The following is a 16,218-nucleotide window of genomic DNA, read 5'->3' as shown; positions in this document are numbered from 1 at the left end:
ACGGCATAGCATCAGATTGACCTTGGTAGTTGCAGGATGCTTCTTTGCCGTTCAGCCCGGCTTCGCAGACACCTCGACGGACAGAGGCACGACCAATCTTCCTCCGGTGGACGCAATCCCTCCTCCATATGTTCCTCCATATACACCCCCGATGGAGCCGCCGGCTCGCCCGCCTGACCTAGGATATGATCCAGGCGATTCAGGTGGCGGCGGCGGTGGCGGGGCCGGTAGTGACCAGCAACAATCTTGTGAATTTCTGCTTGCCACTCGTCCCGCCGCATGCCCTAATCCTATTCCCATGCCGACGGATCCGCTGTTTGGGGATGATCGAATACCCGCGGGACAACGCTCTTCCATGCGGATGGCTCATTCGTTCGTCAATGGCAAGGCCTATTGGGAAGGAACGCCGATCCAGATGGACTCCCTAGCCATCTGGTTCCTTCAAGTAGCTTTGCAGGAACAGGTCAACAGTTTCGCCTCAGGCGCCAGCCTTGTGGAGACCAATGCTCGCATGCGGATTCAGCTTGGTTTGACATGTGACATTCAGCTCGATGCGTCGAGTCAGTATCGCGTCGGGGGAACGCTGACCAAGCCGGAACAGTATTGTATCGAGATGCTGAAAGCATTCGATGCGGAGGCCAACGACAATCAGAACTTCATGATCTGGTTCATTGAACATCAACGAAAGGTTGGTGTACCCCTCGAAAACTACGTTCCGTATGGGATCGTCGAGCTCGTTGACACGCGAAACTCTATCGGCGAGAAATGGCGTGCAGTGACGGAAGACGCATCCTGCTCAAAATGGTGGACACAGGTCCAGAAAAACATGTGTGGGGTAAAGTAATGCACGCGAGATCGATCCTGTTTACGGCCATTTTGGCAGTCATCGCCACGGCTTGTTCAGAACAACCCGCCCCAGACAAGGGCGCAGTGACACAGGCGGCAGAAGGCGCCGCGTCGTCCCACTCTGTTCCGGGACAGACACCACGCGCTACCACGTCCCAGCACTCAACGGGTGGTGAATCCCATAGCATTGACGCGGCCGTGGTTGCGCAGCGTTTGTGCACTGGAGACTGCCGTGACGCCGGCCCCTTGCAAGCAAGATCGCAAGAAGAGGCCGAATGGCTAATTCGGCATCAATATCCTTCGCAGGCTGAACTCGAGCGGCTTCGATCAGAGTCGCTGGACGTATTGCAGCAAAAGGCGTCAGTGGGCGACTCCACCGCAGCCGCGGTGCTGGGAAAACGGATTGCCTTGGAGAAGAACTTCATGGACGGTCAAGTCATGCTCCGAAATCAGGTGCTATCGGGCAACTTCTATGCGCTTTACGCGATCTCAGAGTCGTATCGCGAATCGAAAGTTCCAAACGCGGTAGATGGCGCAGCATATCTCCGTTTGGCTTACATCATGGGCGACCACAAAGCAGCGACCGAGATTGCGAAGATGGGTCTCAGCTCTGCGGAGCTAGCGGCTGCCGACAGGAGAGCGTCTTTGCTTTACAAGGGATTCGCAGGAGACCAAGTGCCTGATCCGCGCCCACAAGGGTAGTCGTATATGGTGCAGCTGGGTGCCCTCTTAAGGGCACCCAGACTTCGCAGGCATGGGCAATAATGCAGTGCCGGTCGATGTCAAGCCATCTACCGGTGGGCAAGGCTGCCCCGCATTTTTCCCGTCTTCTTGCCTTGTTTGACGGCATTGGCGGCTTTGCGCTTTTTCTTCATGGTTCGGCGCAGGCTTTTGCGGCTCGTGTTGTAACCAGCGGCTTTCAGGAGTTTGTCGGCAGCGCGTGCCGCTGCCAGGCGGGTGAGTTTGTCTATCCCCAGTGTTTAGCGCGTTTTCGCCGATGCGCAAGCCCGGCGGCGCAGGAGCGCCGCCCCCTGCCTTTTCTCCAAAGGAAAACCGAGCAGCAGCGAGGCCAGAAGGGCGGCGCAGCCACCCGTGGTTTCGCTGTTGAACCCAAGCGCAGCCCGTCCAGCGACGAAGCCCGTGCGCGTGTTTTCCTGGTAGTGACCCCGGGCCATGTGTAACCGTAGGCGAACGCTGGCTCAGTCGCAGCCCGATAGAGACGCCCACAACAGATCGTGGGCGGCGTGGACCGGGATCTATCCGCCTCAGCGATATGCCAGTGCTCGGTCACCGTCCCGTCTGCCGCCTTGGTCCGGTTCAAGATCAACTGCTGTAGCGGGTCGCCATCGGTCAGGTGCCTGGCAGCGCGTCGATGTCCTCTTCCTTGATTCCCATGCGTTGCTCTCTCAGTGCCTCGAAAGCCCGAGCATAGCGCGCCGCCAGTTGCAGGGCGCGCAGCTGGGCCACGGCCAGCTCGGTCGTGCGCAGGGTGCATTTGAAGATGGAATGGCCTGGAGATCGGTGGGAGCCCGTTGCCGGAACGACCAAAGCCCAGAGAGCGCGCGAACAAGATGATGTGGGATGCGCATGGAAAGATGTGTCCCGATTTGTGTCCCGCTGAGGTCATTCCAGAAACGCAAAAACCCCTGCGTAAACAGGGGTTTGCGTAATCTGGCGGAGAGAGGGGGATTCGAACCCCCGAAGCGCGGTTTAGACGCTTACACACTTTCCAGGCGTGCTCCTTCAACCACTCGGACACCTCTCCGGATCCCTGCCATCTGCAAACGCCTCAGCAGGGGCGCAGATTCTAGCGGGCTGCGCGACACTTCACAAGCACCCCAGTCAGGAACCTGCGAACGACGTGCCGGAGGCGAGGGGGCTGGACAGGCATGGCACAATGGAACATCCGATGGAAAACGGTGGCCTGATGTCCTATCTCGTCCTTGCCCGCAAGTGGCGTCCGAAGCGTTTTGCCGAGCTGGTGGGCCAGGAACACGTGGTCCGTGCGCTCAGTAATGCGCTGGACAGCGGCCGGGTCCACCATGCGTTCCTGTTCACCGGTACCCGCGGCGTGGGCAAGACCACCATCGCGCGCATCTTCGCCAAGTCGCTCAACTGCGAGCAGGGCACCAGCGCCGACCCCTGCGGTCAGTGCGCGGCCTGCCTGGACATCGACGCTGGCCGCTACATCGATCTGCTGGAGATCGACGCCGCCTCCAACACCGGTGTGGATGACGTGCGTGAGGTGATCGAGAACGCGCAGTACATGCCCTCGCGTGGCAAGTACAAGGTCTATCTGATCGACGAAGTGCACATGCTGTCCAAGGCGGCGTTCAACGCGCTGCTGAAGACGCTGGAAGAACCGCCGGAGCACGTGAAGTTCCTGCTGGCCACCACCGACCCGCAGAAGCTGCCGGTCACCGTGCTCAGCCGCTGCCTGCAGTTCAACCTCAAGCGCCTGGACGAGGATCAGATCCAGGGCCAGATGACCCGTATCCTGGCGGCAGAAGAGATCGAGGCCGACGGCAGCGCCATCGTGCAGCTGGCCAAGGCCGCTGATGGCAGCCTGCGTGACGGCCTGTCGCTTCTGGACCAGGCAATCGCCTATGCCGGCGGCGCGCTGCGCGAGGACGTGGTGCGCACCATGCTGGGCACCGTTGACCGCACCCAGGTGGCGGCGGTGCTCGATGCGCTGGCCGAAGGCGATGGCCCGCGGCTGCTGCAGGTGGTGGCCGCGCTGGCCGAATTCTCGCCGGACTGGAGTGGGGTGCTGGAAGCATTGGCCGAAGGCCTGCATCGCATCCAGGTGCAGCAGCTGGTACCGGGGGCTGCGGTTGCCGCCGAAGGCCTGGACGCGGCGGCGTTTGCCGAGCGCCTGCGGCCTGAGGTGGTGCAGCTCTGGTACCAGATGGCGTTGAATGGCCGTCGCGACCTGCCGTTGGCACCGAGCCCGCGCGCGGGCTTTGAAATGGCTGTGCTGCGCATGTTGGCGTTCCGCCCCGCCGCAGCAGTGCCGCCGGTGCCGAAGACGGTCGAAAGCGCGGCCGGTGGTGCACCGGGTGGCAATGCTGCCGGTGGTGGTGCTGGCAGCCATGAGGCAACGCCCGCGCCTGCCTCCGCTGCTGCTTCGGCGAGCCCGGCAGTCGCAGCGGTGCCTGTGCAGGCTGCACCACGCGAACCTGAACCGGAGCCGGCCCCGCAACCGGAGCCGGATCCGACACCGGAACCTGAGCCGGTTCCGGTGCAGGAACCCGAATCGCCGCCGCCGGTGAAGGCCGAAGTGGAGGCGCCAGCGCCGGCCACTGATGCAGAGGCCGCCGATGACCTGCCGCCGTGGGCGACCGATGAAGCCGAGGCCCGCGACGAGGCGCTGGCCGTCGAGATGGCTGGCCCGGACGCCGCGATGGTTGCGCCCTGGCATGAGCCGCCGGCGCCGGCCGACGCCGCGCCTGCCGAACCGGAACGCCCGTTCCGCACCGAGGGCATTGCCATCGCCCCGGCCGAGCCCGCTGCGGCGCGTGATTCTGTGCCTCAGGAAGGCGTCAGCGAACTGGCCACGGCCGAGGACTGGCTGGATCTGGTCGGCAACAGTGGCCTGAGCGGTCCGTCGCGCCAGCTGGCCGCCAACGCGGCCTTCATCAGTTGCCAGCGCGGGACCTTGAAACTGGGCCTTTCGCCCGGATTTGAATACCTGCGCTCGGAGCGGGCGCTGGCTGCACTGGGCGAGATGCTGGAAAAGGCGCTCGGCCAGGCGCTGAAGATCGTGGTCGAGACCGTGGAAACCGAGCACGTTCCGGCCGAGACCCTGCACCAGCGTGCCGACCGCCAGCGTGGCGAGCGGCAGCAGGTGGCAGAGGCTGTTTTCATGGACGATCCGGAAGTACAGGTGCTGATCCAACAGCACGGCGCCCGGGTTGTTTCCGATTCCATCCGTTCTTTTGACGAGTAAGACACTATGCGCGGCAACATCGCCCAACTGATGCAGCAGGCCCAGAAGATGCAGGAAAACCTGCAGAAGGCCCAGGAAGAAATCGCCAAGATCGAAGTGACGGGCAGCGCCGGTGGCGGCATGGTCAGCGTGACCCTGACCGGTGCCAAGGAATGCCGCAAGGTGCGTATCGACCCGTCGCTGGCCAGCGATCCGGAGATGCTGGAAGACCTGATCGCCGCCGCCTTCAACGACGCCTCGAACAAGATCGATGCCGAGTCGAAGTCGAAGATGGGGTCGGCCACCGCCGGCATGCAGTTGCCGCCGGGCATGAAGCTGCCGTTCTGATTTCTGGCGCGGCGCCTGTCGTAGAGTCGAGCCTGCTCGACTTTACCTGGCCCTTCAGTCGAGCACGCTCGACTCTACACGTAGCCGTCGAGCCTGCTCGACGCCATCAAAGCATGCCGCCGTGTCCGCACCCCTGCTTGAACAATTGATCGACGCGTTGCGGGTGCTGCCTGGCGTAGGCCAGAAGACCGCGCAGCGCATGGCCTACCACCTGCTCGAGCGCGAGCGCGAAGGTGGCCAGCGCCTGGCCGAAGTGCTGTCGCTGGCAGTAGAGCGCATCGGCCATTGCGCGCAGTGCCGCGATTTCAGTGAAAGCGAACTGTGCCCGACCTGTGCCAACAGCAGCCGCGAACGCAGCCAGCTGTGTGTGGTCGAATCGCCGGCCGACCGCCTTGCCATCGAGAACGCCACCGGTTTTCGTGGCGTGTACTTCGTGCTGCAGGGACGGCTGTCGCCGCTTGATGGCATTGGCCCGCGCGAACTGGGCCTGGAGCAGCTGGAGCGGCGCCTGGCCGAAGGCGAGGTGCAGGAACTGATCATTGCCACCAGTGCCACCGTCGAAGGTGAAGCCACCGCGCATTATCTGGCGCAGCTGGCGCGCGCGCGCAAGGTACAGCCCAGCCGCCTGGCGCAGGGGCTGCCGCTTGGTGGAGAGCTGGAATACGTCGATCGCGGCACGCTGTCACATGCGTTCGGGACGCGCAGCGAATTCCGCGATTGAGCAACGGCCGGGCATCGTCCGGCGCGGCCGGCCTACAATGCGGGAGACATCTCCGCCGAGGCCGACCATGAGCAACGAAACCCTCTTCAGCAAGATCATCCGTCGCGAGATCCCGGCCACCATCGTCTACGAGGATGACGAGGTGCTGGGCTTCAAGGACATCGCACCGCAGGCGCCGGTGCACGTGCTGTTCATTCCGAAGAACGAGATCATCCCGACCCTGGACGACCTGCAGCCGACGCAGGCGCACCTGATCGGCAAGCTGGCGCTGGCCGCTGCCGAGTACGCGCGCGGCGAGGGATTCGCACAGGACGGCTACCGCATCGTGATGAACTGCCGCGAAGACGCCGGGCAGACCGTGTTCCATATCCACATGCACCTGCTGGCCGGGGCGCCGCTGGGGCATTTCGGTACGCCGGGACGTTGAGGCCCGTATCCACGCATGGCGTGGATCTACCGTCTCCCGGCGTAGATCATGCATGAGCGCCAGGAGCGCCCCGCTGTAGATCCGTACCATGCGTGGATGCAAAAAGGCCGCCCGAGGGCGGCCTTTCCCGTCATGCGTGCAGGGGAGGGATCACCACCAGCCCCAGCGTCCATAGCCGCCCCAGTACGGGCCATACGGGCTCGGGCCCCACGGACCATAGGGATAAGGCACCACGTCGACCTGGCGCTGTTCCGGCCACAGGTAGATCACATCGGCCGACAGCTTCGGCAGACGGTAGTCATAGTCGCCGATACGGGTGTTCTGGTAGCCGTCGATCTTGCCGATGAAGGTCACGTCACGGCCGGCTTCGAATACCGCCGGGTCGTAGAAGCCGGCGCGGCAGGCAATGAAGCGGCCGTCGCTGGCGTCGGACGAGGTGGTGTTCGGGCGGCCACTGGCGTTGAGCGGGCGCGAGATCATCTGGAAGCAGGTCTCGCCCTGGCCGGGCTTGGTTTCGATGATGCGACCACCCCAACGGACCGGCGTACCGACCTGCTGGGTAGCGACCGAGTCGCGCGGGGAAACCAGGCTGAACTGTCCCTGCAGCGGCTTGGGGGCCGTGGCGCAGGCCGACAGGGCCAGCGTGGCCACAGCGGTGAGGAGGAACTTGGTGTTCATTGGGAGGCTCCGGAAGTCGGGCGATGCCTGCGCAGGTCCCGCAATAATGAAGCGAGGTCGGTGCAAGTTCCAGCGTAGCGCGCGTCGGCGAAACGCTGGCTGAGTGCCAGCAGCGCAGAATCAGGGTGCCGGGCATGTACCCGACGTGCCCAATCCTGTGCGGTCTCATGCGTTTGGCGGGCCAGGCCGAGGCGGGCATAGCGATAGCCCAGCCGGTGCCAAGCGCGCAGCAGCGGATCGCGTTCGCGTTCGCCGCGGGCCAGCAGCCAGGCCATCCACGCCAGGGCCATCAACGCGGTCGTCACGAAGCCGGCTACCAGCTGTGTCGGGCCCAGATCATCCAGCCCGAGCGGCGTGAGCAGCTGCTGTTGGCGGCGCGCATCGAAGGACAGCACCAGGTCGTTCCAGCCACGGCGCAGCCAGTCGCCCATCTGACCCACCTGCAGCCAACGCTGCTGCAGCGGGCTTTCGGTACCGGCCTGCAGGCGATCGTCGAGGGTGTCGAGAATACGTTCCGGGGCCACGGCAGCGGTCGGGTCGATCCGCACCCAGCCACGTTGCGGCAGCCATACCTCGGCCCAGGCATGGGCGTCCATCCGCCGCAGCACCCAATAGTCGCCGATGCGGTTGCGGGTGCCTCCTGCGAAGCCGGTGACCACGCGCGCGGGAATGCCGGCATTGCGCATCAGCACTACGAAGGCCGAGCTGAAGTGCTGGCAGAAGCCGGCTTTGTAGCCGAACAGGAACTCGTCGACCGGGTCACGCCCAGCCGGGGGTGTGGTCAGCGTGTAGGAGAAGTCGCGGGTGATCCATTGCAGCGCGCGGCGGACGATGGCCTCGTCGTCGCCGCCAGCCTCCTGGCGCCATTGCTGGGCCAGGGTGGCGCTGCGCGGGTTGAAACCGCCAGGCAGCTGCAGGGTCGCACGGCGCAGGTAGGGGGACAGGGTGCTGTCGAACCGCGCAGGCGGGGCCGAGTGCAGGCGCCATCGGCTCAGCGACGCCAGCGGGCGCTCGCTGCTCAGGCTCATGTCCGCGTCCAGCGTGCTGCCCTGGGGAGCGCGGCTGGGCAGGTCCAGCGCCACCAGCTGGCGGCGATCGGTGGGCTCGTAGTCGATCTGGTAGTCCCAGCCCTGCGGGCCCGCTTCGACCGAGGCCGGCGGTCGCCGCACGCTGGCACGATCGCGCGACCAGCGACGGCCATCGAAGGCGGTCAGTACCGGGCCCCGCCAATAGCGCTGCGCCGGTTCCGGCACCGCACCGAAGAACTGCACGCGCAGCGCCGGGGTATCGTCGGCCATCAGGTCCAGCCATTGGTCGGGCTCCATGCTGTCGGACAGCCCCGGCGTACCCACCGCACGTTCGGGAACACCCCAGAGGGGCGTGGCCAAACGCGGGAACAGCCAGAAGCTGGCCAGTGCCAGCGGCAGGCCGATTGCCAGCAGGCGGCCGACACTACGCAGCTGCCCGCGCAACGCCAGGCGGCCGGCATGGCCCTCATCATGTGCCAGGCGTTGCAGCGCAAGCAGGGCGCCAACACCGGCGATGACGGCCAGGGTCGTGGTCAGCGGTCCCTGGTCGAGCAGGAATGCGGCGAACGGAGCAAACAGGGCAAAGCCGAGCAGGCTGCGCGCGTCACGCAGGTTGCGCAGTTCGCTGGATTTGATCGCCAGCATCGCCGCCAGCAGAGCGCAGCCGGTATCCCGGCCGGGGCGCACCATGCCCATCTGCCAGACGATGGCGGCGAGCATGCCCAGTACCAGCAGCAGGCGTACCGGCATCGGCAGCACGCGTCGCCAGGAAAGTGCGGCGGTCAACATCGCAGCGATCGCAATCACCGCCGCCAGCAGCGCTGGCAACTGCAGCAGCAGCGGCAGCAGGGCCAGGGCCGCACAGGCCAGCGTCCAGGCGCGTGTGCTGCGATCAAGTTGATCGAGATGCTCAGCCATGGGGCATCAGCGCCAGCGCGCGCAGGCACAGGTGATGATGGTTGGCGCCCTGGCCGGGGCCGAACGGCGGATGCGCCGGCAGCAGCAGGGTGTAGCGGCGCCCCTCGCGTTCGGCCATGCCGATCCAGCGCGCCAGCCGTGCGATGCGTGCTTCGTGGCCCAGCGGTGCCAGCGTGCGCCAGTCCAGCACCACTTCGATGCCGATCGGCTTCTCATACTCGCGCACCAGCAGGCTGTCGCGGCGCGCGGAGTGCTTCCAGGAAATGCTGCGTGTCGCGTCGCCGGCGCGGTAGGGACGCAGCTGATGCAGTTCCTCGCCGCTGGCATGGGCGCGCGTGTGCAGGGGATCGTTGCCACTCTCCGGAAGTGCGGGCGCGGTCGTCTCGGCCAGTGGATAAACCAGCAGCGGTTGTTCCGGCCACACCCACGACCACGCCCGCACCAATCCCAGTGGCTGGGTGGTGGACAGGCGGATGCGTGGCAGCTCCAGCCAGCCGCGGCGTTCGCTGGGCACCTCCAGCTCCACCTCACCGCGGCCGTGTGCAGGCAGCGAGGTCCAGGCTTGGCTGTCGCCCAGTTGCAGGTGCAGGCCATGACGTGCGCGCGGGTCACGCAGCGACAGGTCCACGCGCAGGCGCAGCGGTTGCCCGGCCGGTACCGGCTCAGCGGAGATCGCATCGACCTGCACCCCGGACAGCTGCAGGTGCGCGGCGATGGCACTGGCGATCGCCGCGGCCGCGAGCAGCAGGGCCAGCAGCAGCGCCGGGTTGTTGTTGTAGTTCAGTGCGCCCAGCAGCATTGCCGCCAACAGGGTGGCAACAAACAGGCCGAAGCGGGTCGGCAGCACGTAGATGCGATGACGGTCCAGTCGCTGCGGCAGGGTTTCGGGCCTGCGTGGCCGCGCCAACAGCTGCATGCGTGCCCAGCGTGTGGCCACGTTCAATCCACCGCGACGGTCTGCAGGATCGCACGCGCCAGTGCCGGCCCCGAGCTGGACTCGGCCTCCGCCACCAGCCGATGGCCGGCCACGGCCACGAACAGGGTCTGCACGTCTTCGGGCACTACATGGCCGCGACCGAGCAGCAGCGCATGTGCTTTGGCTGCACGCAGCAGGGCCAGGCCTGCACGCGGTGACAGGCCGACCCGCACGCCGGCGTGCTGGCGGCTGCGGGTCAGCAGCGCTTGCACGTAGTCGATGAGCGCGTCGCTGGCGTGCACCTGGCCGACGGCGTCGCGCAACGCGCGCACCTGGGTGTCGTCCAGTTTCGGTACGGCGCGTGCGATCAGGTCGCGGCGATCACTGCCACGCAGCAGTTCGCGTTCGGCCTGCACGCCGGGGTAACCCATCGCCAGCCGCAGCAGGAAGCGATCCAGCTGTGAATCCGGCAGTGGGAAGGTGCCGGACAGGTCCACCGGGTTCTGCGTGGCGATCACGAAGAACGGATCGGGCAGCGGATGGGTCTGTCCATCCAGGGTGACCTGCTGCTCGGCCATCGCCTCCAGCAGCGCGCTCTGTGTACGCGGCGGTGCGCGATTGATCTCGTCGGCCAGCAGCACGTGGGTAAACACCGGGCCGGGATGGAACTGGAACTGGCGGCTGCCCGCTTCATACACCGAGACGCCCAGTACATCGGCGGGCAACAGGTCGGAGGTGAACTGCACGCGCTGGAAGCTGAGGCCGAGGCTGCTGGCCAGTGCATGTGCCAGCGTGGTCTTGCCCAGGCCGGGCAGATCCTCGATCAACAGGTGACCACCGGACAACAGCGCGACGAAAGCCAGTCTGACTTCCGGCACCTTGCCCAGCACCAGTGCGTTTACCTGATCCTGTGCCTCCCGCAGGGCCTGTCTCAATTGATCGGTTAGCATGCTGGGGTTGGGGGACGAAGCTGGCATGATCGTCTCAGTTCTGGAATCCACTCGATTATCCATAGAGCGATGCAAGGCGAACAGCGCGCACGAACGATATTTCTCTGGTTATGGACGCTGGTCACAGCGGCCAAGCTGGTGGTGGCCGCGCGCCTGCCACTGTTCGTCGATGAGGCGTTCTACTGGCAGGAAGGCCAGCATCTGGCGGCTGCCTATTCCGATCTGCCCGGGCTGACCGCATGGCTGGCACGGCTGGGCGTGGAGATCGGTGGCCACCACGTACTGGCATTGCGCCTGCCGTTCCTGGCCATCGGTGCATTGCTGCCGCTGCTGGTGGCGCGCATTGCCACGCGCTGGTTCGGCAACGTGGCCGGGTGGCAGGCCGGCAGCCTGACGCTGTTGATGCCGTTGTCGGCCACGCTGGGGCTGCTGGCGGTGCCGGACGTGCCGATGGCGCTGGCGGCGGTGATCTGCCTGCACGCCGGCGCGCGCCTGCTGCACAACGTCGATGCGTCTGCGGCGATGAAGCTGGCGCTGGGCCTGATGATCGGTGCGCTCAGCCACTACCGTTTCATCGGCGTCATCGGCGTGGGCTTTGTTGCCTTGCTGGCGCTGCCGCAGGGGCGGCGCATGCTGGCCGATCCGCGCGTGTGGGTGGCGCTTGCCGTGGGCGTGCTGGCCTGGCTGCCGTTGCTGGCATGGAATGCGGACAATCACGATGCCGGGTTGAAGTTCCAGGTGGTCGAGCGCCATCCCTGGTCCTTTGAATGGGCTGGGCTCTGGTTTCTGCTGATCCAGCCGATGCTGGTCACACCCATCCTGTGCATCGCGATGTGGAAGGTTGCGTTGGCCGGTACCCGCAGCGGTGGCGGCGCGCGCGTGCAGTGGCGTTACTTCGGCCTGGTCGGTGGTGTGTCCACGCTGGGCATCTTCCTGCTGGGATTCTTCACCGACGTCGAGCGGATCAGCTTCCACTGGCCGTTGCCGGGCTATCTGGCGCTGCTGGTGGCGGTGCCGGTGGTGCTCAACGGCTGGCCTCGCTGGCTGCGCCGTACCGGCTGGTGGCTGGCCGGCGCCGGCATGGTGCTGGCATTTGGTTATTACCTGATGGCATCCACGCCTTCGCTGCGTGAACAACTGGCGGGCAGCAAGTATTACCCGCGCAATTTCGCAGGCTGGCAGCCGTTGGCGGTGGCCGTGCGTGATGAGCTGCAGCAGATGCCGGTGGGCACGCGCGTGCTGGCTGGCAACTTCAAGGTCGGGGCCGAACTGGGCTTCCAGCTGGGCAATGGTGATATCGAGGTGTTGCCGCATCCGCTCAACGACAAGCACGGCCGTACTGCGCAGCTGGCGCAGTGGGGCCTGCTGCACGAGGGCGAGCGTACGGTGCCGATGCTGCTGGTGCTGTCACCCAGTGACCAGCGTTACCGCGATCTGCTGGCGCGCTATCACGCCATCTGCGAACAGGTCGGGCCGCTGCCTGCGCCGCGGGTGGTCAGCAGTGACCACGGCTTCCAGCGCTTCCTGCTGTTCCGCATGCCGGCGCAGCGCGCGGCGGGACCGTGCGTGACCCCGGCGATGGCGTGGCTGGATGCACCGTCCAGTGGCGAGAAGGTTTCGGGCACGCTTTCCATCAAGGGCTGGGCGTTCAAGGACGGCGTTGGACTGGCGCGTGTGGAGGTGCTGGTCGATGGCCGCTCGATCGGCGACGCGCAGTACGGGCGGGTGTTCGACATACGCCAGACCTGGCCGGACAGTACTGACCCGCAGCACCCGGCGGTGGGCTTCGATGCGTCGCTGGATACCACCACGCTGGCACCGGGCCGGCATTGGCTGGGCCTGCGCCTGCATGGCCGCGATGGCAGCGTGGAGCAATGGCAGGAGCAGCCGTTCGAGGTCCGTTGAGGCGCTTGTTTTTGTAGAGTCGAGCCATGCTCGACTGCTTCTGTTCCAGATGGCAGGTGACCTGAAAAAAGCAGTCGAGCATGGCTCGACTCTGCAGTTCAGGGCACCGCGAAACCTGCCCTGCGCAGCAGCCCGCACAGCGTGATCAACGGCAAGCCCACCAGCGCTGTCGGGTCGCGGGTGTCGATCGCCTCGAACAGGCTGATGCCCAGACCCTCGCACTTGAAGCTGCCGGCACAGTCCAGTGGCTGCTCTGCGGCCACGTAGCGGGTGATCTCGTCCTCGCCCAGCGCGCGGAAGCGTACTTCGGTCAGGTCGATTGCTGTGAAGAATTCTCCGTTGCGCGTGAGACTGATGGCGGTATGGAAGCGCACGGTGTGCCCGGACATCGCCGCCAGCTGTGCGCAGGCGGCCTCGACCGTACCCGGTTTGCCCAGCGGCTGGCCGTTCAGGTCGGCCACCTGGTCCGAGCCGATCACCCAGGCGCCGGGGTGGTGGGCAGCGACCTCGGCGGCCTTGGCCGTTGCCAGGCGCGCAGCCAGGGCCTGCGGGGCCTCGCCGTTCAACGGGGTTTCATCCACATCGGGGCGTGCGCAGTCGAAGGGCAGGCCCAGCCGTTGCAGCAGTTCGCGGCGGTAGCGGGAGGTGGAGGCCAGGATCAGCGGCATGCGACAATACCGGGGCAGGGCGCGGCAGTCTGGCTCGTCCGTATCGCCAGCGGCAAGCCCTGTATGGCTGGCATTTGACAGCAGTCGCCTCGATCCTTAGTATTCAGCGGCTTATGTCCGCGAACGTGCCCGAAACGCTGGATGCTTGGCGGATGGTTGTAGCGCGAAGGCGCTTCGACGGCCAGGTCTCACTGGCTGAATTGACCCGCCTGCAGGGGTTGGTCGCCGATACCGACGGCGAGTGTGTCTACTCGCTTGAATTCGGTCGCGACGACATCTTGCGGGTATCCTATGTGGAATTGTCCATCGACACCGCGTTGCCGCTGACCTGTCAGCGCAGCATGCAGCGATTCCTGTTGCCGGTGAAGATGACCCAGAGGCTTGGCCTGATCCGCGACGAGGACGAGGAATCGTCCCTGCCGGAGGAATACGAGGCGTTGCTGGTGCCGGAAGATGGCCAGCTGCGTCCGCTGGACCTGGTCGAAGACGAGTTGGTGCTGGCGGTGCCGGTGGTACCGCTGTCGCCCGACGGTGAGGCAGTCGACAAGGACTGGGCACCGAGCGAAGAAGAAACAAAGAAGGCCAACCCGTTTGCGGCGTTGGCGGCCTTGAAGAAACAATAGCAGCCGGATTGTCGTCGGCGGCTGCGGCGAAAGCGAAAGTGTGCTGGGCGCTGGCGTCCTGCGCGACGATACGACGAAGCAAAAACGAACCGAGTTTGGAGCAATCCCATGGCTGTCCAGAAATCCCGTGTCACCCCGTCCCGCCGCGGTATGCGCCGTGCGCATGACGCCCTGAGCGCCAAGCAGCTGTCGACCGACCCGACCACCGGCGAAGTGCATCTGCGTCACCACATCACTGCCGATGGTTTCTACCGCGGCAAGAAGGTCATCCAGACCAAGACCTCGGCCGTCGAAGAAGATTGATGTGCCGGGAAGGCCGCTGCCTCCGGGCAGCGGCCTTTGCCTTCTTTCCCGGGCATGCCGGTGATCGGCGGCCCGCGCAACAGGAAACATGATGAGCAAGCGGATCTATTCGAGGATCGCGGGCACCGGTAGCTATTTGCCGGAAAAAGTCCTGACCAACGCCGACCTGGAAAAAATGGTCGAAACCTCGGATGAGTGGATCCAGTCGCGCACCGGTATTCGTGAACGGCACATCGCGGCCGAAGGCGAAACCACCAGCGATCTCGGCTACCACGCCGCGCTGCGCGCGCTTGAAGCGGCCGGCATCGACGCTTCGCAGCTCGACATGATCGTGGTCGGCACGACCACCCCTGACCTTATTTTCCCGTCCACCGCGTGCCTGATCCAGGCCAAGCTCGGTGTGGCCGGATGCCCTGCCTTCGACGTCAACGCGGCCTGCTCGGGTTTCGTGTTCGCGCTGGGCGTGGCTGACAAATTCATTCGTTCCGGTGACTGCCGGTACGTTCTGGTGATCGGCGCCGAAACGTTGACCCGCATGGTCGACTGGAACGATCGCACCACCTGCGTGCTGTTCGGTGACGGCGCCGGTGCCGTCGTGCTCAAGGCCGACGAAGAGACCGGTATCCTCAGCACCCATCTGCATTCCGATGGCAGCAAGAAGGAGCTGTTGTGGAATCCGGTCGGCGTCTCGACCGGTTTCAAGGACGGCACCAACGGTGGTGGCACCATCAACATGAAGGGCAACGACGTGTTCAAGTACGCCGTCAAGGCGCTGGACTCGGTCGTTGACGAAACGTTGGCCGCCAATGGCCTGGGCAAGTCCGATCTGGACTGGCTGATTCCGCATCAGGCCAACCTGCGCATCATCGAAGCCACGGCCAAGCGCCTGGACATGTCGATGGAGCAGGTCGTGGTCACTGTCGACCAGCACGGCAACACCTCGTCAGGCTCGGTGCCGCTGGCGCTCGACGCTGCAGTGCGTTCGGGCAAGGTCGAGCGCGGCCAGTTGCTGCTGCTGGAAGCCTTCGGTGGCGGCTTCACCTGGGGTTCGGCTCTGCTGCGCTATTGATAGTGCAAGTTACGACAACGTGAAGTCTGTCGTTACGGCCCCTCTGGGGCCGTAACGCGTTTTAAGGAGGACCTGTCATGGTTGAGCCCATCGTCATCGAAGGGCAACGTGCCTGGCTGAAGCAGTACGGCAAGGGAAGCCGGGCCCTGGCCCTTGGCCTGCTCAATTTTGTTGCCCGCCGTTTCCATCTCGATGCCCTGCGCCCGCCGCCGCACCGTGGTGGCGACGCCGCACGCCAAACCGAAGCCCGTCGTCTGGGAGAACTGCAGGCGCAGGGGGTGAACGTGCCCGATGTGCTGGGCACCGGTCATGCGGCGCTGGTGATCGGCGACAACGGCAGTTCGTTCAATACCTGCCTGCGCGAAGCTGATCCGGCCGGCCGCGACCGGTTGGTGATGGCGGCAATGCTGGCCATTGCCGAAGCGCATGCGCGTGGGGCCTATTTCGGTCAGCCGCTGCCGCGCAATCTCACCTGGGACGGGCAGCAGGTCGGCTTCATCGACTTCGAAGAAGATCCGCTGGAAGTGATGGATCTGTCCGAAGCACAGGCCCGCGACTGGCTGATGTTCGGTTACGGCGTGGCCAAGTACTACGCCGACCGCCCCGAGCACCTGCAGGCAATGATGGCCGAGGCGATGGACGACGTTCAGGCACCGGTGCGCGAGCATGTGCATGCGGTCAGCGGCCGCCTTCGCAATCTCGCCCGGGTCTGCATGAAGCTGGGCCGTTCAGCGCGCGCGCTGGCCCATTCGATCTTCATCGCCCATGGCGCCAGTACTGCTGGCGTGCTGATGCTGGTGGGCCTTTGTGTGGATTTCCTCGCCGACGGCGATCTGGACGTTCTGCAGCTGTTCTGCTGAGTTGCGTCCGCCGGGCATGGCCCGGCGCTA

The 16,218-nt window shown here is 65.3% G+C and carries 17 protein-coding genes and 1 tRNA gene; 12 read left to right on the top strand and 6 right to left on the bottom strand.

Annotated elements, in window-relative coordinates:
• The first annotated feature begins 298 nt into the window (after positions 1-298).
• The 3 genes from ABR323_RS00830 to ABR323_RS00820 all read left to right on the top strand — a co-directional run bounded on the left by ABR323_RS00830 (position 299) and on the right by ABR323_RS00820 (position 2,027).
• Complete coding sequence (locus ABR323_RS00830; RefSeq protein WP_439447879.1) at positions 299-844, top strand: hypothetical protein; 546 nt, start codon at positions 299-301, stop codon at positions 842-844.
• A 365-nt stretch (positions 845-1,209) separates the two neighbouring features.
• Positions 1,210-1,548 carry a hypothetical protein gene (locus ABR323_RS00825; protein ID WP_152593484.1) on the top strand — a complete coding sequence of 113 codons (339 nt, stop codon included), beginning with the start codon at positions 1,210-1,212 and terminating at the stop codon, positions 1,546-1,548.
• A 77-nt stretch (positions 1,549-1,625) separates the two neighbouring features.
• Positions 1,626-2,027 carry a hypothetical protein gene (locus ABR323_RS00820; RefSeq protein ID WP_439447878.1) on the top strand — a complete coding sequence of 134 codons (402 nt, stop codon included), beginning with the start codon at positions 1,626-1,628 and terminating at the stop codon, positions 2,025-2,027.
• 491 nt (positions 2,028-2,518) lie between these two features.
• Here ABR323_RS00820 and ABR323_RS00815 read toward each other — a convergent pair.
• Positions 2,519-2,611: transfer RNA gene (locus ABR323_RS00815), tRNA-Ser, on the bottom strand.
• 144 nt (positions 2,612-2,755) lie between these two features.
• Here ABR323_RS00815 and dnaX point away from each other — a divergent pair.
• The 4 genes from dnaX to ABR323_RS00795 all read left to right on the top strand — a co-directional run bounded on the left by dnaX (position 2,756) and on the right by ABR323_RS00795 (position 6,270).
• Positions 2,756-4,795, top strand: a complete 2,040-nt coding sequence (gene dnaX / locus ABR323_RS00810) for a DNA polymerase III subunit gamma/tau (protein WP_439448166.1) — start codon at positions 2,756-2,758, stop codon at positions 4,793-4,795.
• 6 nt (positions 4,796-4,801) lie between these two features.
• Complete coding sequence (locus tag ABR323_RS00805) at positions 4,802-5,122, top strand: YbaB/EbfC family nucleoid-associated protein (protein WP_004154630.1); 321 nt, start codon at positions 4,802-4,804, stop codon at positions 5,120-5,122.
• A 121-nt stretch (positions 5,123-5,243) separates the two neighbouring features.
• The gene (gene recR, locus ABR323_RS00800; RefSeq protein WP_439447877.1) at positions 5,244-5,843 is read left to right on the top strand and encodes a recombination mediator RecR; all 600 of its coding nucleotides are present in this window, start codon (positions 5,244-5,246) and stop codon (positions 5,841-5,843) included.
• 67 nt (positions 5,844-5,910) lie between these two features.
• Positions 5,911-6,270, top strand: a complete 360-nt coding sequence (locus tag ABR323_RS00795) for a histidine triad nucleotide-binding protein (RefSeq protein ID WP_439447876.1) — start codon at positions 5,911-5,913, stop codon at positions 6,268-6,270.
• Positions 6,271-6,420: 150 nt separating this feature from the next.
• Here the strand turns inward: ABR323_RS00795 and ABR323_RS00790 are convergent, their stop codons facing one another.
• Genes ABR323_RS00790 through ABR323_RS00775 form a run of 4 tightly spaced genes read right to left on the bottom strand, consistent with a single transcriptional unit; the run spans position 6,421 to position 10,787 of the window.
• Entirely contained in the window at positions 6,421-6,948 is a 528-nt protein-coding gene (locus ABR323_RS00790) for a Slp family lipoprotein (protein WP_012510211.1), read from the bottom strand.
• The gene (locus ABR323_RS00785; protein ID WP_439447875.1) at positions 6,945-8,894 is read right to left on the bottom strand and encodes a transglutaminase TgpA family protein; all 1,950 of its coding nucleotides are present in this window, start codon (positions 8,892-8,894) and stop codon (positions 6,945-6,947) included. The genes ABR323_RS00790 and ABR323_RS00785 overlap by 4 nt, the downstream gene beginning before the upstream one ends.
• Positions 8,887-9,810 (bottom strand): DUF58 domain-containing protein, encoded by a 924-nt coding sequence (locus ABR323_RS00780; protein ID WP_439448165.1) that lies wholly within the window; start codon positions 9,808-9,810, stop codon positions 8,887-8,889. The genes ABR323_RS00785 and ABR323_RS00780 overlap by 8 nt, the downstream gene beginning before the upstream one ends.
• 23 nt (positions 9,811-9,833) lie before the next feature.
• Positions 9,834-10,787 carry an AAA family ATPase gene (locus ABR323_RS00775; RefSeq protein WP_135272514.1) on the bottom strand — a complete coding sequence of 318 codons (954 nt, stop codon included), beginning with the start codon at positions 10,785-10,787 and terminating at the stop codon, positions 9,834-9,836.
• Between the two features lie 42 nt (positions 10,788-10,829).
• Here ABR323_RS00775 and ABR323_RS00770 point away from each other — a divergent pair, with 42 nt between their 5' ends.
• On the top strand, positions 10,830-12,665 hold the full coding sequence (locus tag ABR323_RS00770; protein ID WP_439447874.1) for a glycosyltransferase family 39 protein: 1,836 nt from the start codon (positions 10,830-10,832) through the stop codon (positions 12,663-12,665).
• Positions 12,666-12,763: 98 nt separating this feature from the next.
• On the opposite strand, the gene ABR323_RS00765 is transcribed toward ABR323_RS00770, so the two are convergent.
• Positions 12,764-13,333 carry a Maf family protein gene (locus ABR323_RS00765; RefSeq protein ID WP_135272516.1) on the bottom strand — a complete coding sequence of 190 codons (570 nt, stop codon included), beginning with the start codon at positions 13,331-13,333 and terminating at the stop codon, positions 12,764-12,766.
• A gap of 113 nt (positions 13,334-13,446) precedes the next feature.
• Between ABR323_RS00765 and ABR323_RS00760 the strand changes: the two genes are divergently transcribed.
• From ABR323_RS00760 to ABR323_RS00745, 4 genes are all read left to right on the top strand, one after another.
• Positions 13,447-13,956: a YceD family protein gene (locus tag ABR323_RS00760; protein WP_135272517.1), complete on the top strand. Its 510-nt coding sequence runs from the start codon at positions 13,447-13,449 to the stop codon at positions 13,954-13,956.
• Between the two features lie 108 nt (positions 13,957-14,064).
• A complete protein-coding gene (gene rpmF / locus ABR323_RS00755) occupies positions 14,065-14,259 on the top strand; it encodes a 50S ribosomal protein L32 (RefSeq protein WP_004154640.1) in 195 nt (64 codons plus the stop codon).
• Positions 14,260-14,350: 91 nt separating this feature from the next.
• A complete protein-coding gene (locus ABR323_RS00750; protein ID WP_439447873.1) occupies positions 14,351-15,328 on the top strand; it encodes a beta-ketoacyl-ACP synthase III in 978 nt (325 codons plus the stop codon).
• Between the two features lie 77 nt (positions 15,329-15,405).
• Positions 15,406-16,188 carry a serine/threonine protein phosphatase gene (locus ABR323_RS00745; protein ID WP_439447872.1) on the top strand — a complete coding sequence of 261 codons (783 nt, stop codon included), beginning with the start codon at positions 15,406-15,408 and terminating at the stop codon, positions 16,186-16,188.
• The last annotated feature ends 30 nt before the right edge of the window (positions 16,189-16,218 follow it).

This window comes from Stenotrophomonas sp. ATs4 (assembly GCF_051861585.1).
In the GTDB taxonomy this organism is placed as follows: Bacteria; Pseudomonadota; Gammaproteobacteria; order Xanthomonadales; family Xanthomonadaceae; genus Stenotrophomonas; species Stenotrophomonas maltophilia_AS.
The sequence above is the reverse complement of the archived record's forward strand: the minus strand, read 5'-3'. Positions and strand labels throughout refer to the sequence as shown.